Raw genomic sequence first — 14,944 nt, 5'->3', positions numbered from 1 at the left:
AGCTTGCATCGACACGCTCATGCCAACGAGCCGCGCGGGTGCTCATGGGCGACGCCTTCGGTCGTCGATGCGGCGGCGGGCCGGATGCCTTCGAGGCTGGTTCGCTTGAGCAGAAGAGCGTTGATGGCCACCAGAGCCGAGCTGCCCGACATTGCCAGCGCCGCAAGTTCAGGGCTCAGCAGGAACGGATAGAATACGCCTGCCGCGATCGGGAAGGCGATGAGATTGTATCCGACCGCCCACCACAGGTTCTGGTGCATCTTGCGCAGCGTGGCGCGCGAGAGCGTCATCGCGCCGACCACATCGTAGGGATCGCTCTTCATCAGCACGATGTCGGCACTCTCGATAGCGACATCGGTGCCCGCACCGATGGCGAAGCCGACATCGGCTTGCGTCAGAGCCGGCGCGTCGTTGACGCCATCGCCGACCATGCCGACCTTCAGGCCCTGGCCTTGCAGTTTCTTGATCTTCTCTGCCTTCTGCCCTGGCAGCACGTCCGCGAGGACGATGTCGATGCCGAGTGCGTCGGCGATGCGTTTCGCGGTGCCGGCGTTGTCGCCGGTGAGCATGGCCACGCGCACGCCCTGCTCGTGCAGTTTGGCAATCGTCGCGACGGCCGTCGGGCGTGGCGTGTCGGCGATCGCGATCAGCCCGAGTAGCTTGCCGGACCGTGCCACGTGGATAACCGTGCGGCCTTCGCCCTTGAACGCCTCGGCCTTCTCACCGAGTGCGACAATATCGATCTTCTGCTCGTCCATAAGGCGCCGGTTGCCGAGGAAAACCTGGCCTCCGCCGATGGCGGCCGTGGCGCCCTTGCCTTCGATATTCAGGAAGCCCGAAACCTTGGGAAGCTTCATATCCCTGGCCCGTTCGACGATGGCAACGGCCAGCGGATGATCGGAGCCCTGATCCACGGCGGCCGCGACTTGTAGAACCTCGTCCGGCGAAACGCCGGCGGCTGGCACGATTTCGACAACTTTGGGCTGGCCCATGGTGAGCGTGCCGGTCTTATCGAAGACGATTACGTTGAGCTTGGTCGCCTCCTCGAGAGCCGCGGCATTCTTGAACAGAATGCCGTTTGAAGCGCCAAGACCGGTGCCGACCATGACGGCCATCGGCGTGGCGAGGCCGAGCGCATCGGGACAAGCGATGACAAAGACGGTTATGGTCAAGGTCATCGCAAACAGCAGGGGCTGGCCAAGCCACCAGAACCAGACGGCGAAGGTCGCAAGTCCGATCACGATCGCGGCAAGCACCAGCCATTGCGAAGCGCGATCGGCGAGCAGTTGCGCCGGCGCCTTCGAGTTCTGGGCCTCCTGGACCAGCTTGACGATCTGGGCAAGAGCGGTGTCAGCACCCACCTTGGTCGAGCGATAGCGCAGCGTGCCGCTCTTGTTGATCGTCGCCCCGATGACCTTGTCCCCGACCTTCTTCGTCACCGGCATCGACTCGCCGGTCAGCATCGATTCATCGATGGTCGAGGTGCCCTCGATCACCTCGCCGTCGACGGGAAGCTTGTTGCCGGGGCGCAGGACCACGATGTCGCCGAGCACGACTTCGGCGGTTGCAACCTCGATCTCCTTGCCACCACGGAGAACGGAAGCCTTGGGCGGGGCGAGGTTGAGCAGGGCCCTGATTGCGGCCGATGCCCCGGCACGTGCGCGCATCTCCAGCCAATGGCCGAGCAGGATGAACACGAGCAGCACGCTCGCGGCCTCGTAGAATTGCTGGCCCTCGAAGAAGAAGGTCGCGCCGACGCTGAACAGGTAGCCGGTGCCGACGCTCAGCACCACCAGCACGGCCATGTTGAGGACGCCATTGCGCAGGGCTCGCCAGGCGGCCACCAGGAACGGCCAGACCGGGTAGAGGATCGCGGCGCTGGCGAGGAAAAACATCGCAACGTCTTCGCTGAGGCCGAAGGGCGGACGCAGCCAGGGCTCGCCGAGGCCCATCGGCTCCATGGCGAAAATCGGCAGCGCGAAGACTAGGCTGATGAAGAACCGGTTGCGCATGTCCTTGACCATGCCCTGCATGTCCATGCCGGCGCCGTGTCCCATCTCATGGGCCATGGCGTCGTGCGGCATGGCCGCAGCCGTCCTTTGTCCCGCTGCACCGGGTTCGGTCATGGCGGCGTGCCCCCCATGATCGTGCTCGGCGTGATCATGCCCGACAAGCCCGGAGGTTGCTTGCCGATGCCCCGGCGGAATCGTCATGTCGTCGGGAACGCACAGATGCCGGGGCACGGTCTCGCCTCGGCAATGGAAGCCGCAAACCTCGATTTCCTTGGCAAGGGTCTCGGGGCTCGTCCGTCCTTCGTCGAATTCGACGGTCGCGGTCGTAGACCCCGCGTTCATGGCGACACCGGCGACGCCCGGCAGAGCCGCGAGACGTTTTTCGACCGCTGCGAAATCCATCGTGCCGACAAGGTCGCGCACTTCCAGATTGACCTTCTTCATCATCGTTCTCCGTGCCCGCGGGTTCGTGCCGGCATTCGCGCTGGCTGCGGTGTCTCAGCTTCGATAGGCAAAGGTCGACATCATGCCGCTCGCCATGTGGTAGAGATGGTGGCAATGGAATGCCCATTTGCCGGGATTGCCCGCGTCCACGGCAATGGTGACCGAGCGCATCGGCGGCACCAGCACGGTATCGCGAACGGCGCCCCCGAAGCGTTGCCCGTCAATCGCGACCACTTGGAAACGATGGCCGTGAAGATGCATCGGGTGGGCCATCATGGTATCGTTGCGCAGCGTGACCTCGACGCGATCGCCCCTGTCCACGAGGAGCGGAGCGTTGGTTTCGAGGCCCCAGCGATAGGCGGCCATGTCGCCGGTCAGCGCCATCTCGAACGTCTTGTCGGCAGGGCGCGATGCAAGTGGCGCGATTGCTCGAAGTTGCGCCTCGAGCGTCAGGTCCAAAACCGGGGCGTCGACATCAGCCGCCGTCCCGAGCTTGGCTACCGCGGTCCCCGCCGGGCGCAGGAAATTCCGGTCCGTTCCTTGCTTCCCTCGCGCAGCGCCAGGATCGGAAAGGAGGAGCTGAGATCGCGCGGCAACCGCAGGCGCACGTCGATGCGCTGCCCCATCGTCATCGGAAACCGCCGGCCCCTGACCGATTCGGCAGGCTGACCATCGACCGCGATCAGTTCGCCTTCAAGCTTCCCGAAATCGATTGTAAACGCCGTCGCCGTGGCGCCGTTGATGATCCGCACCCGCACGCGTCCGCCTCGTTCGACCGGCACGACCTCGGGGTCGTTCAGGGACCGGTCATTGGCCAGATAGGCGTCATACGCGATGTCATTGATATCAGTCGTCATGCCGCCATCGTTCATCCCTGCCATGGGGTCGGTCTTCGCTCCCGGCATATCCATGCCGTCCATCGGCATGGAGCCGCCGGTGTTCTTGCTCTGCAGCCCAGCCAGCAGTTCCTGAGGCGATGCGAACGAGAAATCGTGGAGCAGGATGACGACCTCCTGCTCGTCTTTTGCGTCATCGGCGGGATCGGCGACGATGAGCGGCGCGGCGAGCAGCAATTGTTCCTGCAAGGTATGGGCGTGCATCCAGAAGGTGCCGGGCTCGCCGATCGGAAAATCGAAACTGCGATCGGCGCGAGCGCCGATGAGCGGCAGTGGCGCGTCGGCTACGCCGTCGCTCGGCCACGGCGGCGTCAACCCGTGCCAATGTATGATCGTCGGCTCGGCGGTCTCGTTTCGAAGCAGCACGTTGAAGGCATCGCCCGCCCGCAAGCGCAGGCCAGGCGCGCCGTCGGCCCTTTGCAGGCCGAAGACGCTTGCAGCTTTACCGTTCACCTCGATCGTGCGGCGCGAGATGCCAAGCATCTGGCCGCCCGGCTGGCTGGCGGAGGCTGCCGAGAGCAAGGATGATGGGATCGCAAAAGCTGCGGCACCTGCAACTGCGCCCTTCAGGATATCTCGGCGTTTCATAATGGTTTCCTTCGCTTCGATTGGGAGTTTCGTTGTTTCGTTCAGCACACAAAGATCAGATTCAAAACGCGTCGGCGATGAGCTGGTGCGATCAGGGCGCACGGCGCCCGCCGGCGGAGCCGAACAGCCTGGCCAGATGCGGCAAAAAGGCGGGCGCCCGGGCCGCATAACGGTCGTATGCGTCGCCGAATTCCTTCCTCGCTTCTCGCTCCTCGATGAAGGAAAGCCGCACATACATGCCGACCAGAATGGGGAACATCGCCAGCGTCAGCAGCGTCGGCCATTGCACGAGGAATCCCGCCATGACGAGGACGAAGCCGACATATTGCGGATGCCGTATGGAGGCATAGGGACCGGCCGTCGCGAGGCGATTGTGATGCTGCGCTTGGTAAAGCACCCGCCATGCGGTCGAGATCAGCATGAAACCGGCGCCGATCAGGAAGAAGCTGAGAACGTGAAACGGGCCGAAATGCGGATTGAGACGCCAGCCGAACATCATTTCCGGGAGGTGACCGGCATCGTGCGAGAACCAGTCGATGCCGGGGTATCGCGACTGCAGCCACCCCGAGAACAGGTAAATCGTCAGGGGGAAGCCATACATCTCGGCAAACAGTGCCACCAGGAAGGCGCTGAATGCACCGAAGGAGCGCCAGTCGCGACCGGTCCGCGGCTTGAAGAAGCTGAATGCGAACAGGATGAAAATCGCCGAATTGATTATGACCAGGCCCCAGAGGCCGTAAGCGGGAGATTGCTCGACCATCGTCATGCTCCTTTATGGTGGGTGGTGCCGTCTTGCGCGCCCGGCTCGGGTTTCTTGTGCCCCGCATGGCCGCCGTGGCCGCCATGACCGCGGTGGAATACGTGAAGCAGAGGACAGGCGAGCAGCAACAGAAAGGGAAGGGCGCCTAAGCTGTGCGCCCGGTGCTCAGTGAGAAGGAAAAACGCGGCGATCAGCAGGAAAGCGGCCGTCACCAGGCCGGCCTTCGAAGTCCAAAACCTGCCAGCCTCGGGCTCCGGTTGTGGTTCGGACCTGGTCGGGGGACCCGACATGCGGTGAACGTTGTTGGTATTCATGGGATGGTTCCTTATTTGTCAGCGATTGTCATTGCGGGAGCTTTCGAGCCCATACGCGATGAGGCTCACGGCCCAGACCAGCGCGCAGGCGAACAGTGGCCACCTGAAGTCGGAGCCGATCGTGAAGTTGACCACCGACATCAAGCCGATGGACGACGCTCCTCCGACCAGAGCGCCGGCCACCGCGACTGGATGGCGCGCGCGGAACGCGGTGATTGCCAGCGCAACCAGGAGAACGCCGGTGCCCAGAGCGTAGCCGCCGAGCACCCGGAAAACCTGCGTCAGCCACACCGCCAGACGTGGACCGATCGCGTCGAGCTCGACGGCCGAGAGATGCATATAGCGGACATTCTCCGGCAATAGTGGTGGCCTGAGGGCGATGAAATACAGTCCGATCCCGGCGATGATCATCCCCGCCAGGGCAAGAGTGACGGACGACGTCGTCACTGGATTGACTGTAGCTTTCATGGGCTGAACCTTGACTTGCCTACCGGCGCCCCCGTCGCGACGACATTGTAGATCGAGGCGTAAACGACACCCGCCAGCAGCCCGACGATGCCAAGCCCGAGAACGCCGTAGAGAACTCGGACAGGGCTTATCGGTGCCGTAGACCTGACCGCGCTGAGGTCGAGCCCGTGCATGATGGCGCCGAAGAAATCGAGTGCTGCCTCTGGCCAGATGACGACGGCCAAAGCGCAGAACATGCTCATCAGGGCCGACGCCACGCCCAGCGCAATGCCGATGGACAGGACGCTGAGTTTGTCCATGTCTTCCTCCTCTCACTTCGCGTGTTGCTTGAGCCATTCCTGCATGGCGGCGATCTCGGCCTGCTGAGCCGTGATGATCTGATTGGCCCAAACCTTGACCTGACCATCCTTGCCGAATTGCAGGACCGCCCGTGCCATATCGATGGCGCCCTGGTGGTGAGGGATCATCGCCTGGACGAAAGCGACATCGGGATCGGCGGCCTGGACGCCCTGCGTCATCCCGCCTTGCATGCCGCCTTGCCCACCCTGCATCATCGGCATCATTTGCTGCATCATGGGAGCCATCTTCTCCATCATGGGCATCATCTTCTGCATCGTGGACATCATAGCCGAGCACTGCTCAGGCAAGCCGCCCGGCGTCGCCGCCGCGGCCGGTGCCGTTGTCGTCGTTTGTGGTGCGTCGGCCGCCGGATGGTGCGGATCTGTCTGAGCAAAAGCCGCGCCCGACAGGGTTGCGAATGCGGCAAGCGCGATGAATCGAAGATGAGTTTTCACGACAAATTCCTTTTCGTTGGTGTGAACCGACAGGCGAACGCTAAATGGCGCGCAAGGCAGCCGAGATCGCCGCTGCCGGTTATGGTTTCGCAGATCGTCGCGCGCTGTGTGGCTTGACGGGCACTGCTGGATTCAACAGTCCCCGGGGCCGCGACGGCGCGATATCAGGCGAAGATTTGGGGAGGTTGCAGGAGAGCCTCGGGGTCGATGCCCGTTGGCAGGAATGCCTTGCCCGCGATGAAGCGGACGGCAACCGGCGCGTCATGAAGAACGGCGCATTGGTCGGCGGAAATGCCCGCAGCACAACAGCCGGAACCGGCCGAATGCACGCAGTCCAGACAGTCATCACAAGGGGCGCGATGGTTGTCCTGGTCTGTGGACGCGACGTGACCCATCGCCTTGTGCGTGGCGCTCGTCGAGAGCGTCGCGGCGTCAGTCGTGACGCCGGCATCGGCGCCAATTGCAGAAGCGGCAAAGGCACCGCCCGCGATCAGGAGGATCACGGCCAGCCATAACCGAAGCTGAGCCAACGCGATTTTCATGCATTCAGTCTAGCGCAACGGTGCGCCACCACTTTGATGCAAATCAATGCCGCGGCTCTGGGAGAGCGCCTAGTTTCAGCGAGCCTCTTTTCCCAGCTCTTCCCGGAGGTGCACGCAATCCCGATCGGTCGAGCATTTGGAAGGTCAGCCGAACAATGGCGGAGCGAAGGGTGCGCGAACGCGTAGGTATCCATTCGCTGGGGTTCGACGAGTACGGGCGCGTCGCGATCCGGCGGCATTCGCAATCGGCAACGAGAGACAGGCATGACCCAGTACAAGCCAATACCGATCCCCACCAGCCGGCTGTCCGAACACGAGCTGCATGACATCGACGCCTATTGGCGCGCCGCCAACTATCTGACGATCGGGCAGATCTATCTGCTCGACAATCCGCTGCTGCGCGAGCCCTTGCGGCCTGGAGCACGTCAAGCCGCGCCTGCTCGGTCATTGGGGAACGTCTCCGGGCCTGAGCTTCATCTATACCCATCTCAACCGCGCCATACGGCTTCGGGACGCGAACGTCATCTATGTCTGCGGTCCCGGCCATGGCGGCCCGGCCATGGTGGCAAACACCTATCTGGAGGGCACCTACAGCGAGCTCAATCCCGACATTTCGATGGACGAGCAGGGAATGCGCAGGCTGTTCCGGCAGTTCTCCTTTCCAGGCGGGATTCCTAGCCACGCCGCTCCCGACGTGCCGGGTTCGATCCACGAAGGAGGCGAGCTGGGCTACGCACTATCCCATGCCTATGGTGCTGCCTTCGACAATCCTGATCTCGTCGTGGCCTGTGTCGTCGGCGACGGCGAGGCGGAGACCGGACCGCTTGCCACCGCGTGGCATTCGAACAAGTTTCTCAACCCGGCACGCGATGGTGCGGTGCTGCCGATCCTGCACCTGAACGGCTACAAGATCGCCAATCCCACCATCCTAGGCCGCATTCCCGAAGAAGAATTGCGAGCGTTGTTCGTTGGCTATGGCTATGAACCGCTGTTCGTCGAGGGGCATGATCCGGTATTGATGCATGAGCTGATGGCGACCACGCTCGACGATGCGCTCGACCGCATCCAGGCGATCCAGCGTGCTGCGCGCGATGGTTCCGCGGTATCGACCTCGAGACCGAAATGGCCGATGATCGTGCTGCGAAGCCCCAAGGGCTGGACCGGCCCGAAGGAAGTCGATGGGCTAAAGACCGAAGGATTCTGGCGCTCACACCAGGTCCCTTTATCCGGCCTCGCGGAAAACCCGGCGCACCTGAAGCTGCTCGAGGAGTGGCTGAGAAGCTATCGACCTGAGGAACTGTTCGATGATTCCGGCGTCGCCATCGCATCGATCCGTGCCACCACGCCCCAGGCCACGCAGCGCATGAGTGCCAATCCCCATGCCAATGGCGGCCTGCTGCGCAAGCCCCTCGATCTGCCCATGTTGCAAGACCATGCCGTGACAGTCGAGCGGCCCGGCGCGGTGAAGGCCGAGTCGACACGGGCCATGGGCAAGTTCCTGCGTGACGTGATGGAACTGAACCGTGCCGCGAAGAACTTCCGCATCGTTGGTCCCGACGAGACCGCCTCGAACCGGCTTCAGGACCTGTTCGAAGTCACCGAGCGCGCCTGGATGGAAAAGATCCTGCCCGAGGACGTTCGTCTCGGCCGCGACGGCAGGGTTCTGGAAATCCTCTCCGAGCATACCTGCCAGGGCTGGCTTGAAGGCTACCTGCTGTCCGGGCGGCACGGTCTGTTTTCCTGCTACGAGGCGTTCATCCATATCGTCGATTCCATGTTCAACCAGCATGCGAAATGGCTGGATGCCTCCCGACACATTCCCTGGCGGCGGCCGGTCGCATCCCTGAACTACCTGCTGTCGAGCCATGTCTGGCATCAGGAACACAATGGCTTCAGCCACCAGGATCCCGGCTTCATAGACGTTGCCCTCAATAAGAAGGCCGACATAGTGCGCGTCTACCTGCCGCCGGACGCCAACACCTTGCTTTGCGTGACCGACCACGTGCTGCAGACATGGAACCGCATCAACATCATCGTCGCTGGCAAGCCGCCATCGTGGCAGTGGCTGTCGATGGACAAGGCCATCGTCCATTGCAAGACAGGGATCGGCATCTGGGACTGGGCCTCGACCGAGAATGGCGAAGAGCCGGACGTGGTCATGGCGTGCGCCGGCGACGTTCCGACGCTTGAAACGCTAGCGGCCGTGCAGATCCTCCGGCATCACGTCCCCGAGCTCAGGATCAGGGTGGTCAACGTCGTCGACCTGATGACATTGCAGCCCAAGGAGCATCATCCGCACGGGCTGCCAGATCGCGATTTCGACGCATTGTTCACCGCCGGCAAACCCGTCATCTTCGCCTATCATGGTTATCCCTGGGCCATTCATCGCCTGACCTATCGGCGCACCAACCACGACAACATCCACGTGCGTGGCTATAAAGAGGAGGGCACGACGACGACGCCCTTCGACATGACCGTTCTGAACGGCCTCGACCGGTTCCATCTCGTCAAAAGCGTGCTTGAACGGGTCCCGGAACTCAAGAGCGTTCAAGTCGGTCTCAAGCAGGCGATGGACAGCAAGCTGCTTGAACATCGAGCCTATATTCGCGCCCATGGGCAGGATATGCCGGAGATACTTGATTGGAAGTGGGATCAAGACCTGGATGTGGTGCAAACCCGCCCGGCTTGAGCCGATGCCACGTCTTCAGCGAACTGCGGTGACAGCACATCGGACGGCCCCATGACCGACGCTATCCTCGTCCTGAACGGCGGCTCCTCCAGCCTGAAGTTCGCTGTCTTCGAGGCTCGCGACGGCCTTCCTTTGCTGCTGCGCGGCAACATCGCCTCGCTTGGCGGCCATCCGCAACTGCATGCCGAGGCTGTGGGTGACAGACCGGAGATCTTGAAGAGCCTGGGCGAGGGACCGATCGGCATCGGCGAAGCATTCGCTGCCGTAGCCTCCCTCCTTGCCGATCGCGATCTCCTGCGCCGCATAGACAGGGTGGGGCATAGGATCGTTCATGGCGGCCGCGACTTCACGCAAGCGACGCCGCTGGATGCGCCCGCGCTCGACGCGCTCGCCCGGCTCGAGCCGTTGGCGCCGATCCATCAGCGGATCAATCTCGATATCGTGGCGCTGGCTACCGACCTCCTCCCGCCAGCCATGCAGTTCGGATGCTTCGACACAGCGTTTCATTCAACCCGCCCGAGCCTTGCGAAGATCTACGGCATCCCACGTGCGATGACCGAGGCGGGCATCGTTTCCTACGGCTTTCACGGTCTATCCTACAGCCACATCGCTTCGCGCCTGCGCGACCGCTATGGCGCCGGCGGCGGCGGCCGGGCAATCGTTGCCCATCTCGGCAGCGGCGCCAGCGTGTGCGCCATGGACACCGGACGAAGCATTGCGACGACGATGGGGTTTTCGACGCTGGATGGCCTGATCATGAGCACGCGTTGCGGCGCGCTCGACCCAGGGATCATCCTTCATCTCCTGCAAGACTGGAAGCTGCCGACCGACGAGCTGGTGACGCTTCTCTATGAACGGTCCGGCCTGCTCGGCATATCCGGCATATCAGGAGATATGCGGACGCTCATCGGCTCGAACGATCCCGCCGCCGCCGCGGCCGTCGATCTCTTCGTCTACCGCATCGGGCGCGAGATCGGGTCGCTGGCCGCGGCGCTGGGAGGACTGGATACGCTGGTGTTTACAGCCGGCATTGGCGAAAACGCGCCATCGATCCGGGAGAAGATCGGAGTTGCTGCCGGCTGGCTTGGCGTCAGTGTCGATCATGATCGGAACCGAAGCGGCAAGGAGATCATCAGCCTTGCCAATTCACGCGTCGAGGTTCTTGTAATCCCTACCGATGAAGAGAGAGCCGTTGCCAGCCAGCTGCTCCCTACGCCTACGCCGAGGCGGGCAAAACCCAGCATTACGCTCCCCTCGCAGAGGAAACACTGACATGGCAGCAGTCTCCGGCGTGGCGGAAACCACCACGTCCCTGTCGGCACGACGCAATCGCAACTGCTTCTGTATCACGCTCGACCGAACAGCGCTTTGGGCAGCGCTGAACCATGAGGCCGGCGATCCCGGCTTCTGCGAAGCCTTCATGGCGTCGCGGCCGCATCTGTTTTCCAACATTCCGGTCTTCCTCGCCGCATCCGCGCTCGATGAGATGCAGGCAATCGTCGTCGCCATCGAGGCAACAGCGAAGTTGCCGGCTTACCGCGAAACGGTCCTCTCCTGGGCTCCCGAAATCGCGCAAAGGGATTTTGGACCCGTCGGCGCTCTGATGGGCTACGACTTCCACCTCGACGATCAGGGGCCCAAGCTGATTGAGGTCAACACCAACGCCGGCGGGGCTTTCCTCAATGCCTTGCTGGCCAGAGCACAGAAGGCCTGCTGCTCCGAAGTCGATCGTGCGTTGATCGGAGCCAGGGACGGTCACTTCGAAACCAGTGTCATTGCGATGTTCGAGGGCGAATGGCGCCGCCAGCGCGGAGCCGGCTCGCCGCGAACGATTGCCATCGTCGATGATCAGCCTACGGAGCAGTATCTCTATCCTGAATTCGTGCTAGCCCGGCAGCTATTGCTGAAGCACGGCATCGACGCGATGATCGGCGACGCGAACGAGCTGACATATGATGGCGGCAGGCTTTTGCTCGGCGGACAGGAGATTGATCTCGTCTACAATCGCCTGGTCGATTTCACACTCGATCGCCCGGAACATGCCGCGCTCAGAGTGGCTTACCAGGGCGGCGCCGTGGTGGTCACGCCCAATCCGCACAACCATGCGCTCTATGCGAGCAAGCGCAATCTGACATTGCTGTCCGATCCAAAGGCGCTGGAAGCGTTCGGCCTTTCTCCGGAGATGCGTTCGCGGCTCGCTGGTATCCCGCAGACTGCGCTGGTCACGCGCGGCAATTCGGATGCCATTTGGCAATCACGCAAGGACATGTTCTTCAAGCCGCTCTCCGGTCATGGCAGCAAAGCGGTCTATCGAGGCGACAAGGTAACGAAAGGGGTGTGGGCCGAGATCGCCCGTGGTGGCTATGTGGCCCAGGCATTTGCCGCGCCGGGGCAGCGCATAGTCGAGATCGATGGCGCGCCCGCATCGCGCAAGATGGACGTGCGGCTTTACACTTATGACGGCCAGATGCTGCTCGCCGCCGCGCGCCTCTATCAAGGCCAGACCACCAATTTCCGAACACCCGGCGGCGGGTTTGCTCCGGTCCTGGTCGTCTGAACATGCAACATCGTACCAGGAGGAGCGCCATGACACCCATCGCGGAACCGGTCCCACGAAGGCCGTGCGCGGCCGGCACGTCGGCGACCCGCAGGTCCGATTTATGAGCGCAATCGATCGCCTCCTACCATCTACCTATGTCAGCTTCATGATCCATAGGCACTGTCTTGGGATTCAGATGCGATGGCGGAGCGCCTCAACGATCACCGCCATCGCAGGGGAGAGCTGTCGCCTGCTCGGGTAATAGAGGTGGTAGCCCGCAAATGGCGGACTCCAGTCGTCAAGCACGAGCCTAAGGCATCCCTCGGCGATGTGGTGGCTGACGAGGTTTTCCGGGACATAGGCGATCCCGAAACCGCTTATCGCAGCCTCGATCATGGGAATGGACGAATTGAAGGTCAGTTGGCCTTCCACCCGCACGCGAAGGTCGCGGCCATCCCTGGCGAATTCCCAGGCATATAATCCGCCGAACGTCGCCTGCCGCATATTAATGCAGTCATGATCGACCAGATCCTGGGGTGCGGTCGGAACCGGATGGCGGGAAAAGTACTCCGGCGAAGCCACGGCCACGAGCCTCCAATCCGGCCCGATGCGCACTGCGATCATATCCCTGTCGATGCTCTCACCAAGCCGCACGCCTGCGTCGAAGCGCTCCTCCACAATGTTCTTCATGCCGTTGTCGCTGTAGAGCTCGACGCGCACGTCAGGATAGTCGCTGAGCAAGGGCTGCAGCTTCGGCCAGACGGTGGTCTGGAGCGCATGGTCGGACAGCGTGATACGGACCGTTCCGGAGGGCTTGTCGCGAAAGGCCACCAGGCTTGCAAGGTCGGCTTCGATTTCCTCGAAGCGGGGAACAAGAGATTGGAAAAGTCGGTCGCCGGCCTCGGTCGGAGCGACGCTCCGCGTCGTACGCGTCAGCAAGCGGACGCCAAGACGAGCTTCAAGCTCCTTGATTGTCGAGCTCAGGGTCGACTGCGAAGTTCCGAGCTTGGCCGCCGCCTTGGTGAAGCTGCGCTCCCGGGCGACCGCCACGAACCAGAGCAGATCCTTCATCCCATCGCGCTGCATAGGGCACCTCCTCCCGTCTGATATTTATATCATAAGCAGATAAGTCCATGCGAATTACTCAGTCTAATAGAATGGGTTCCTCTGCAATATCTTCCGGCATGGCGACGGGGATGGCGGCTGATCCGCCCCAGTCGCCTTGCAAGGATGCCAATTGTGGAAACGACCTACGACACAAGGCTTGTCGAAGACCGCGCCGCACGGGGCGCGGTGCTGTCGATGGCGCTGTGTGTTTTCGTGCTCATCGCGTCGGAATTCATGCCGGTCAGCCTGCTGTCGCCGATTGCGGCCGATATGGGTATCACCGAGGGCCGCACGGGACAGGCGATCTCGATCTCGGGCGCTTTCGCCGTCGTGACCAGCCTGCTGGTCGCCGGCCTCACGCGCCGGATAGACCGCCGATTGGTCGTGACCGGCTTCACCCTTCTCCTCATCGTGTCCGGGCTGGCTGTCACCTTCGCGCCGAACTACGCGTTTCTCATGGTCGGCCGGGCGCTGCTCGGCATCGCGATCGGTGGGTTCTGGTCGATGTCGACCGCGATCGTCATGCGCCTCGTGCCGCAAGACATGGTTCCGAAGGGTCTCGCCATGCTAAACGCCGGCAATGCCATTGCGGCCACCATCGCTGCGCCGCTGGGCAGTGTTCTTGGCGCCTATGTCGGGTGGCGCGGCGCTTTCTTCCTCGTCGTGCCGTTTGGGCTCCTGGCGCTGGCTTGGCAGTGGACAAGCCTGCCGGCCCTGCCCCCGCGCCGTAGGAAGCGTCAAGGCAATCCGCTGGCGCTTCTCGGCCGTCTTCCTGTCGCCGCCGGCATGGCGTCGATCATGATGCTGTTCATGGGCCAGTTCGCGCTCTTCACCTATCTGCGGCCCTTCCTCGAGAGCGTCACCCGGCTCGACGTCGCTGCTCTCTCGGCGATCCTGCTGGCGATGGGGCTGGCGGGGGTGCTCGGCACATGGTGTGTCGGCCGGCTTTTGCGCACGCGCCTGTTCAGCATCCTCATCGTCATCCCGCTGGTCATGGCTGCGTTGGCTACTGCGCTCATCGCCCTCGGTGCACTCCCGGGTCCCACAACACTGCTGCTCGTTGCCTGGGGCTTCTTCGGCACGGTGGCGCCCGTTGGCTGGGGCACGTGGCTCAGCCGGACGTTGCCGAACGACGCGGAGGCCGGCGGCGGGCTGCAGGTGGCAGTCATCCAGCTCGCCATCACAGGCGGCGCCGCGATCGGCGGCACGCTCTTCGATACGGTCGGCTGGTGGGGAGCATTCACTCTAGGCGCGGTGCTGCTCTGCGGGTCGGCGCTCGCCGCCCTTGCCGCATCGCATATGGCCCGGAGGTCTTTGCCATGACCATCGAGCGTGCGCCGCTCAGCCGCCGGACATTGCTCGGCGCCGCGCTCGCGGTGGCGGCCCTGCCTCGCGGAGCCGCCAGCCAAGAAGGCGAAGCCCCAGTCAGCCAGGAGCCAACCGACATGAAGATCAGGATGATTTTCAACGGCCGCACCATGACCGCCACGCTCTACGACAATCCGTCGGCGCGCGATTTCTTCTCCATGCTGCCGCTCGACCTCAAGATCGATGACTACGCACATAACGAGAAGATCGCCTATCTGCCGCGCAAGCTGACTGAGGAGGGAAGCGGTCCGTTCGCCAACGAGCAGCCATACGACCTCTGCTATTTCATGCCCTGGGGCAACCTGGCCATGTTCTACGCCGACTATCGCCATCCCGGGCTGATCAGGCTCGGCCGCTTCGACGAGGGCGAGCAGGCCCTGCACGTTCGCGGCGAGTTCCCGCTTCGCATCGAACGCATTTGAG

12 protein-coding genes and 2 pseudogenes are annotated in these 14,944 nt (G+C 62.9%); 5 read left to right on the top strand and 9 right to left on the bottom strand.

Going from position 1 to position 14,944, the window contains the following annotated elements; genetic code table 11:
- Nucleotides 1-17 precede the first annotated feature (17 nt).
- From NKJ26_RS17515 to NKJ26_RS17480, 8 genes and pseudogenes are all read right to left on the bottom strand, one after another.
- Nucleotides 18-2,456, bottom strand: coding sequence for a heavy metal translocating P-type ATPase (locus NKJ26_RS17515; RefSeq protein WP_352696306.1), 2,439 nt, complete (start codon nt 2,454-2,456; stop codon nt 18-20).
- A gap of 54 nt (nt 2,457-2,510) precedes the next feature.
- Nucleotides 2,511-3,940, bottom strand: a pseudogene (locus tag NKJ26_RS17510) (multicopper oxidase family protein).
- Nucleotides 3,941-4,031: 91 nt separating this feature from the next.
- The gene (locus tag NKJ26_RS17505) at nt 4,032-4,700 is read right to left on the bottom strand and encodes a methyltransferase family protein (RefSeq protein ID WP_352696305.1); all 669 of its coding nucleotides are present in this window, start codon (nt 4,698-4,700) and stop codon (nt 4,032-4,034) included.
- A 2-nt stretch (nt 4,701-4,702) separates the two neighbouring features.
- Nucleotides 4,703-5,014 carry a DUF2933 domain-containing protein gene (locus NKJ26_RS17500; RefSeq protein ID WP_352696304.1) on the bottom strand — a complete coding sequence of 104 codons (312 nt, stop codon included), beginning with the start codon at nt 5,012-5,014 and terminating at the stop codon, nt 4,703-4,705.
- An 18-nt stretch (nt 5,015-5,032) separates the two neighbouring features.
- Entirely contained in the window at nt 5,033-5,482 is a 450-nt protein-coding gene (locus NKJ26_RS17495; protein ID WP_352696303.1) for a hypothetical protein, read from the bottom strand.
- A complete protein-coding gene (locus NKJ26_RS17490; protein ID WP_352696302.1) occupies nt 5,479-5,781 on the bottom strand; it encodes a DUF5676 family membrane protein in 303 nt (100 codons plus the stop codon). The genes NKJ26_RS17495 and NKJ26_RS17490 overlap by 4 nt, the downstream gene beginning before the upstream one ends.
- Before the next feature lie 12 nt (nt 5,782-5,793).
- A complete protein-coding gene (locus tag NKJ26_RS17485) occupies nt 5,794-6,276 on the bottom strand; it encodes a DUF305 domain-containing protein (protein WP_352696301.1) in 483 nt (160 codons plus the stop codon).
- A 164-nt stretch (nt 6,277-6,440) separates the two neighbouring features.
- Nucleotides 6,441-6,818: a hypothetical protein gene (locus tag NKJ26_RS17480; protein ID WP_352696300.1), complete on the bottom strand. Its 378-nt coding sequence runs from the start codon at nt 6,816-6,818 to the stop codon at nt 6,441-6,443.
- A 264-nt stretch (nt 6,819-7,082) separates the two neighbouring features.
- On the opposite strand from NKJ26_RS17480, the pseudogene NKJ26_RS17475 reads away from it, so the two are divergent.
- The 3 genes and pseudogenes from NKJ26_RS17475 (at nt 7,083) to NKJ26_RS17465 (ending at nt 12,064) form a co-directional block, all read left to right on the top strand.
- Nucleotides 7,083-9,507, top strand: a pseudogene (locus NKJ26_RS17475) (phosphoketolase family protein).
- 51 nt (nt 9,508-9,558) lie between these two features.
- A complete protein-coding gene (locus NKJ26_RS17470; RefSeq protein ID WP_352696299.1) occupies nt 9,559-10,779 on the top strand; it encodes an acetate/propionate family kinase in 1,221 nt (406 codons plus the stop codon).
- 1 nt (nt 10,780) lies between these two features.
- The gene (locus NKJ26_RS17465; protein WP_352696298.1) at nt 10,781-12,064 is read left to right on the top strand and encodes an ATP-grasp domain-containing protein; all 1,284 of its coding nucleotides are present in this window, start codon (nt 10,781-10,783) and stop codon (nt 12,062-12,064) included.
- A gap of 174 nt (nt 12,065-12,238) precedes the next feature.
- Here the strand turns inward: NKJ26_RS17465 and NKJ26_RS17460 are convergent, their stop codons facing one another.
- On the bottom strand, nt 12,239-13,132 hold the full coding sequence (locus tag NKJ26_RS17460; RefSeq protein ID WP_352696297.1) for a LysR family transcriptional regulator: 894 nt from the start codon (nt 13,130-13,132) through the stop codon (nt 12,239-12,241).
- A gap of 144 nt (nt 13,133-13,276) precedes the next feature.
- On the opposite strand from NKJ26_RS17460, the gene NKJ26_RS17455 reads away from it, so the two are divergent.
- On the top strand, nt 13,277-14,476 hold the full coding sequence (locus NKJ26_RS17455; protein WP_352696296.1) for an MFS transporter: 1,200 nt from the start codon (nt 13,277-13,279) through the stop codon (nt 14,474-14,476).
- Nucleotides 14,473-14,943, top strand: a complete 471-nt coding sequence (locus NKJ26_RS17450) for a cyclophilin-like fold protein (protein ID WP_352603733.1) — start codon at nt 14,473-14,475, stop codon at nt 14,941-14,943. The genes NKJ26_RS17455 and NKJ26_RS17450 overlap by 4 nt, the downstream gene beginning before the upstream one ends.
- The last annotated feature ends 1 nt before the right edge of the window (nt 14,944 follow it).

Origin of the sequence: Mesorhizobium sp. M0152 (assembly GCF_040322415.1) — a bacterium.
GTDB lineage: Bacteria > Pseudomonadota > Alphaproteobacteria > Rhizobiales > Rhizobiaceae > Mesorhizobium.
This window is presented reverse-complemented; position numbering and strand designations above follow the sequence as displayed.

Bases quoted from the DNA above. Each gene is read 5' to 3' on its own strand.
- NKJ26_RS17515 (WP_352696306.1), bottom strand. From the start codon at position 2,456: ATGAAGAAGGTCAATCTGGAAGTGCGCGACCTTGTCGGCACGATGGAT.
- NKJ26_RS17505 (WP_352696305.1), bottom strand. From the start codon at position 4,700: ATGGTCGAGCAATCTCCCGCTTACGGCCTCTGGGGCCTGGTCATAATC.
- NKJ26_RS17500 (WP_352696304.1), bottom strand. From the start codon at position 5,014: ATGAATACCAACAACGTTCACCGCATGTCGGGTCCCCCGACCAGGTCC.
- NKJ26_RS17495 (WP_352696303.1), bottom strand. From the start codon at position 5,482: ATGAAAGCTACAGTCAATCCAGTGACGACGTCGTCCGTCACTCTTGCC.
- NKJ26_RS17490 (WP_352696302.1), bottom strand. From the start codon at position 5,781: ATGGACAAACTCAGCGTCCTGTCCATCGGCATTGCGCTGGGCGTGGCG.
- NKJ26_RS17480 (WP_352696300.1), bottom strand. From the start codon at position 6,818: ATGAAAATCGCGTTGGCTCAGCTTCGGTTATGGCTGGCCGTGATCCTC.
- NKJ26_RS17470 (WP_352696299.1), top strand. From the start codon at position 9,559: ATGACCGACGCTATCCTCGTCCTGAACGGCGGCTCCTCCAGCCTGAAG.
- NKJ26_RS17465 (WP_352696298.1), top strand. From the start codon at position 10,781: ATGGCAGCAGTCTCCGGCGTGGCGGAAACCACCACGTCCCTGTCGGCA.
- NKJ26_RS17460 (WP_352696297.1), bottom strand. From the start codon at position 13,132: ATGCAGCGCGATGGGATGAAGGATCTGCTCTGGTTCGTGGCGGTCGCC.
- NKJ26_RS17455 (WP_352696296.1), top strand. From the start codon at position 13,277: ATGCCAATTGTGGAAACGACCTACGACACAAGGCTTGTCGAAGACCGC.
- NKJ26_RS17450 (WP_352603733.1), top strand. From the start codon at position 14,473: ATGACCATCGAGCGTGCGCCGCTCAGCCGCCGGACATTGCTCGGCGCC.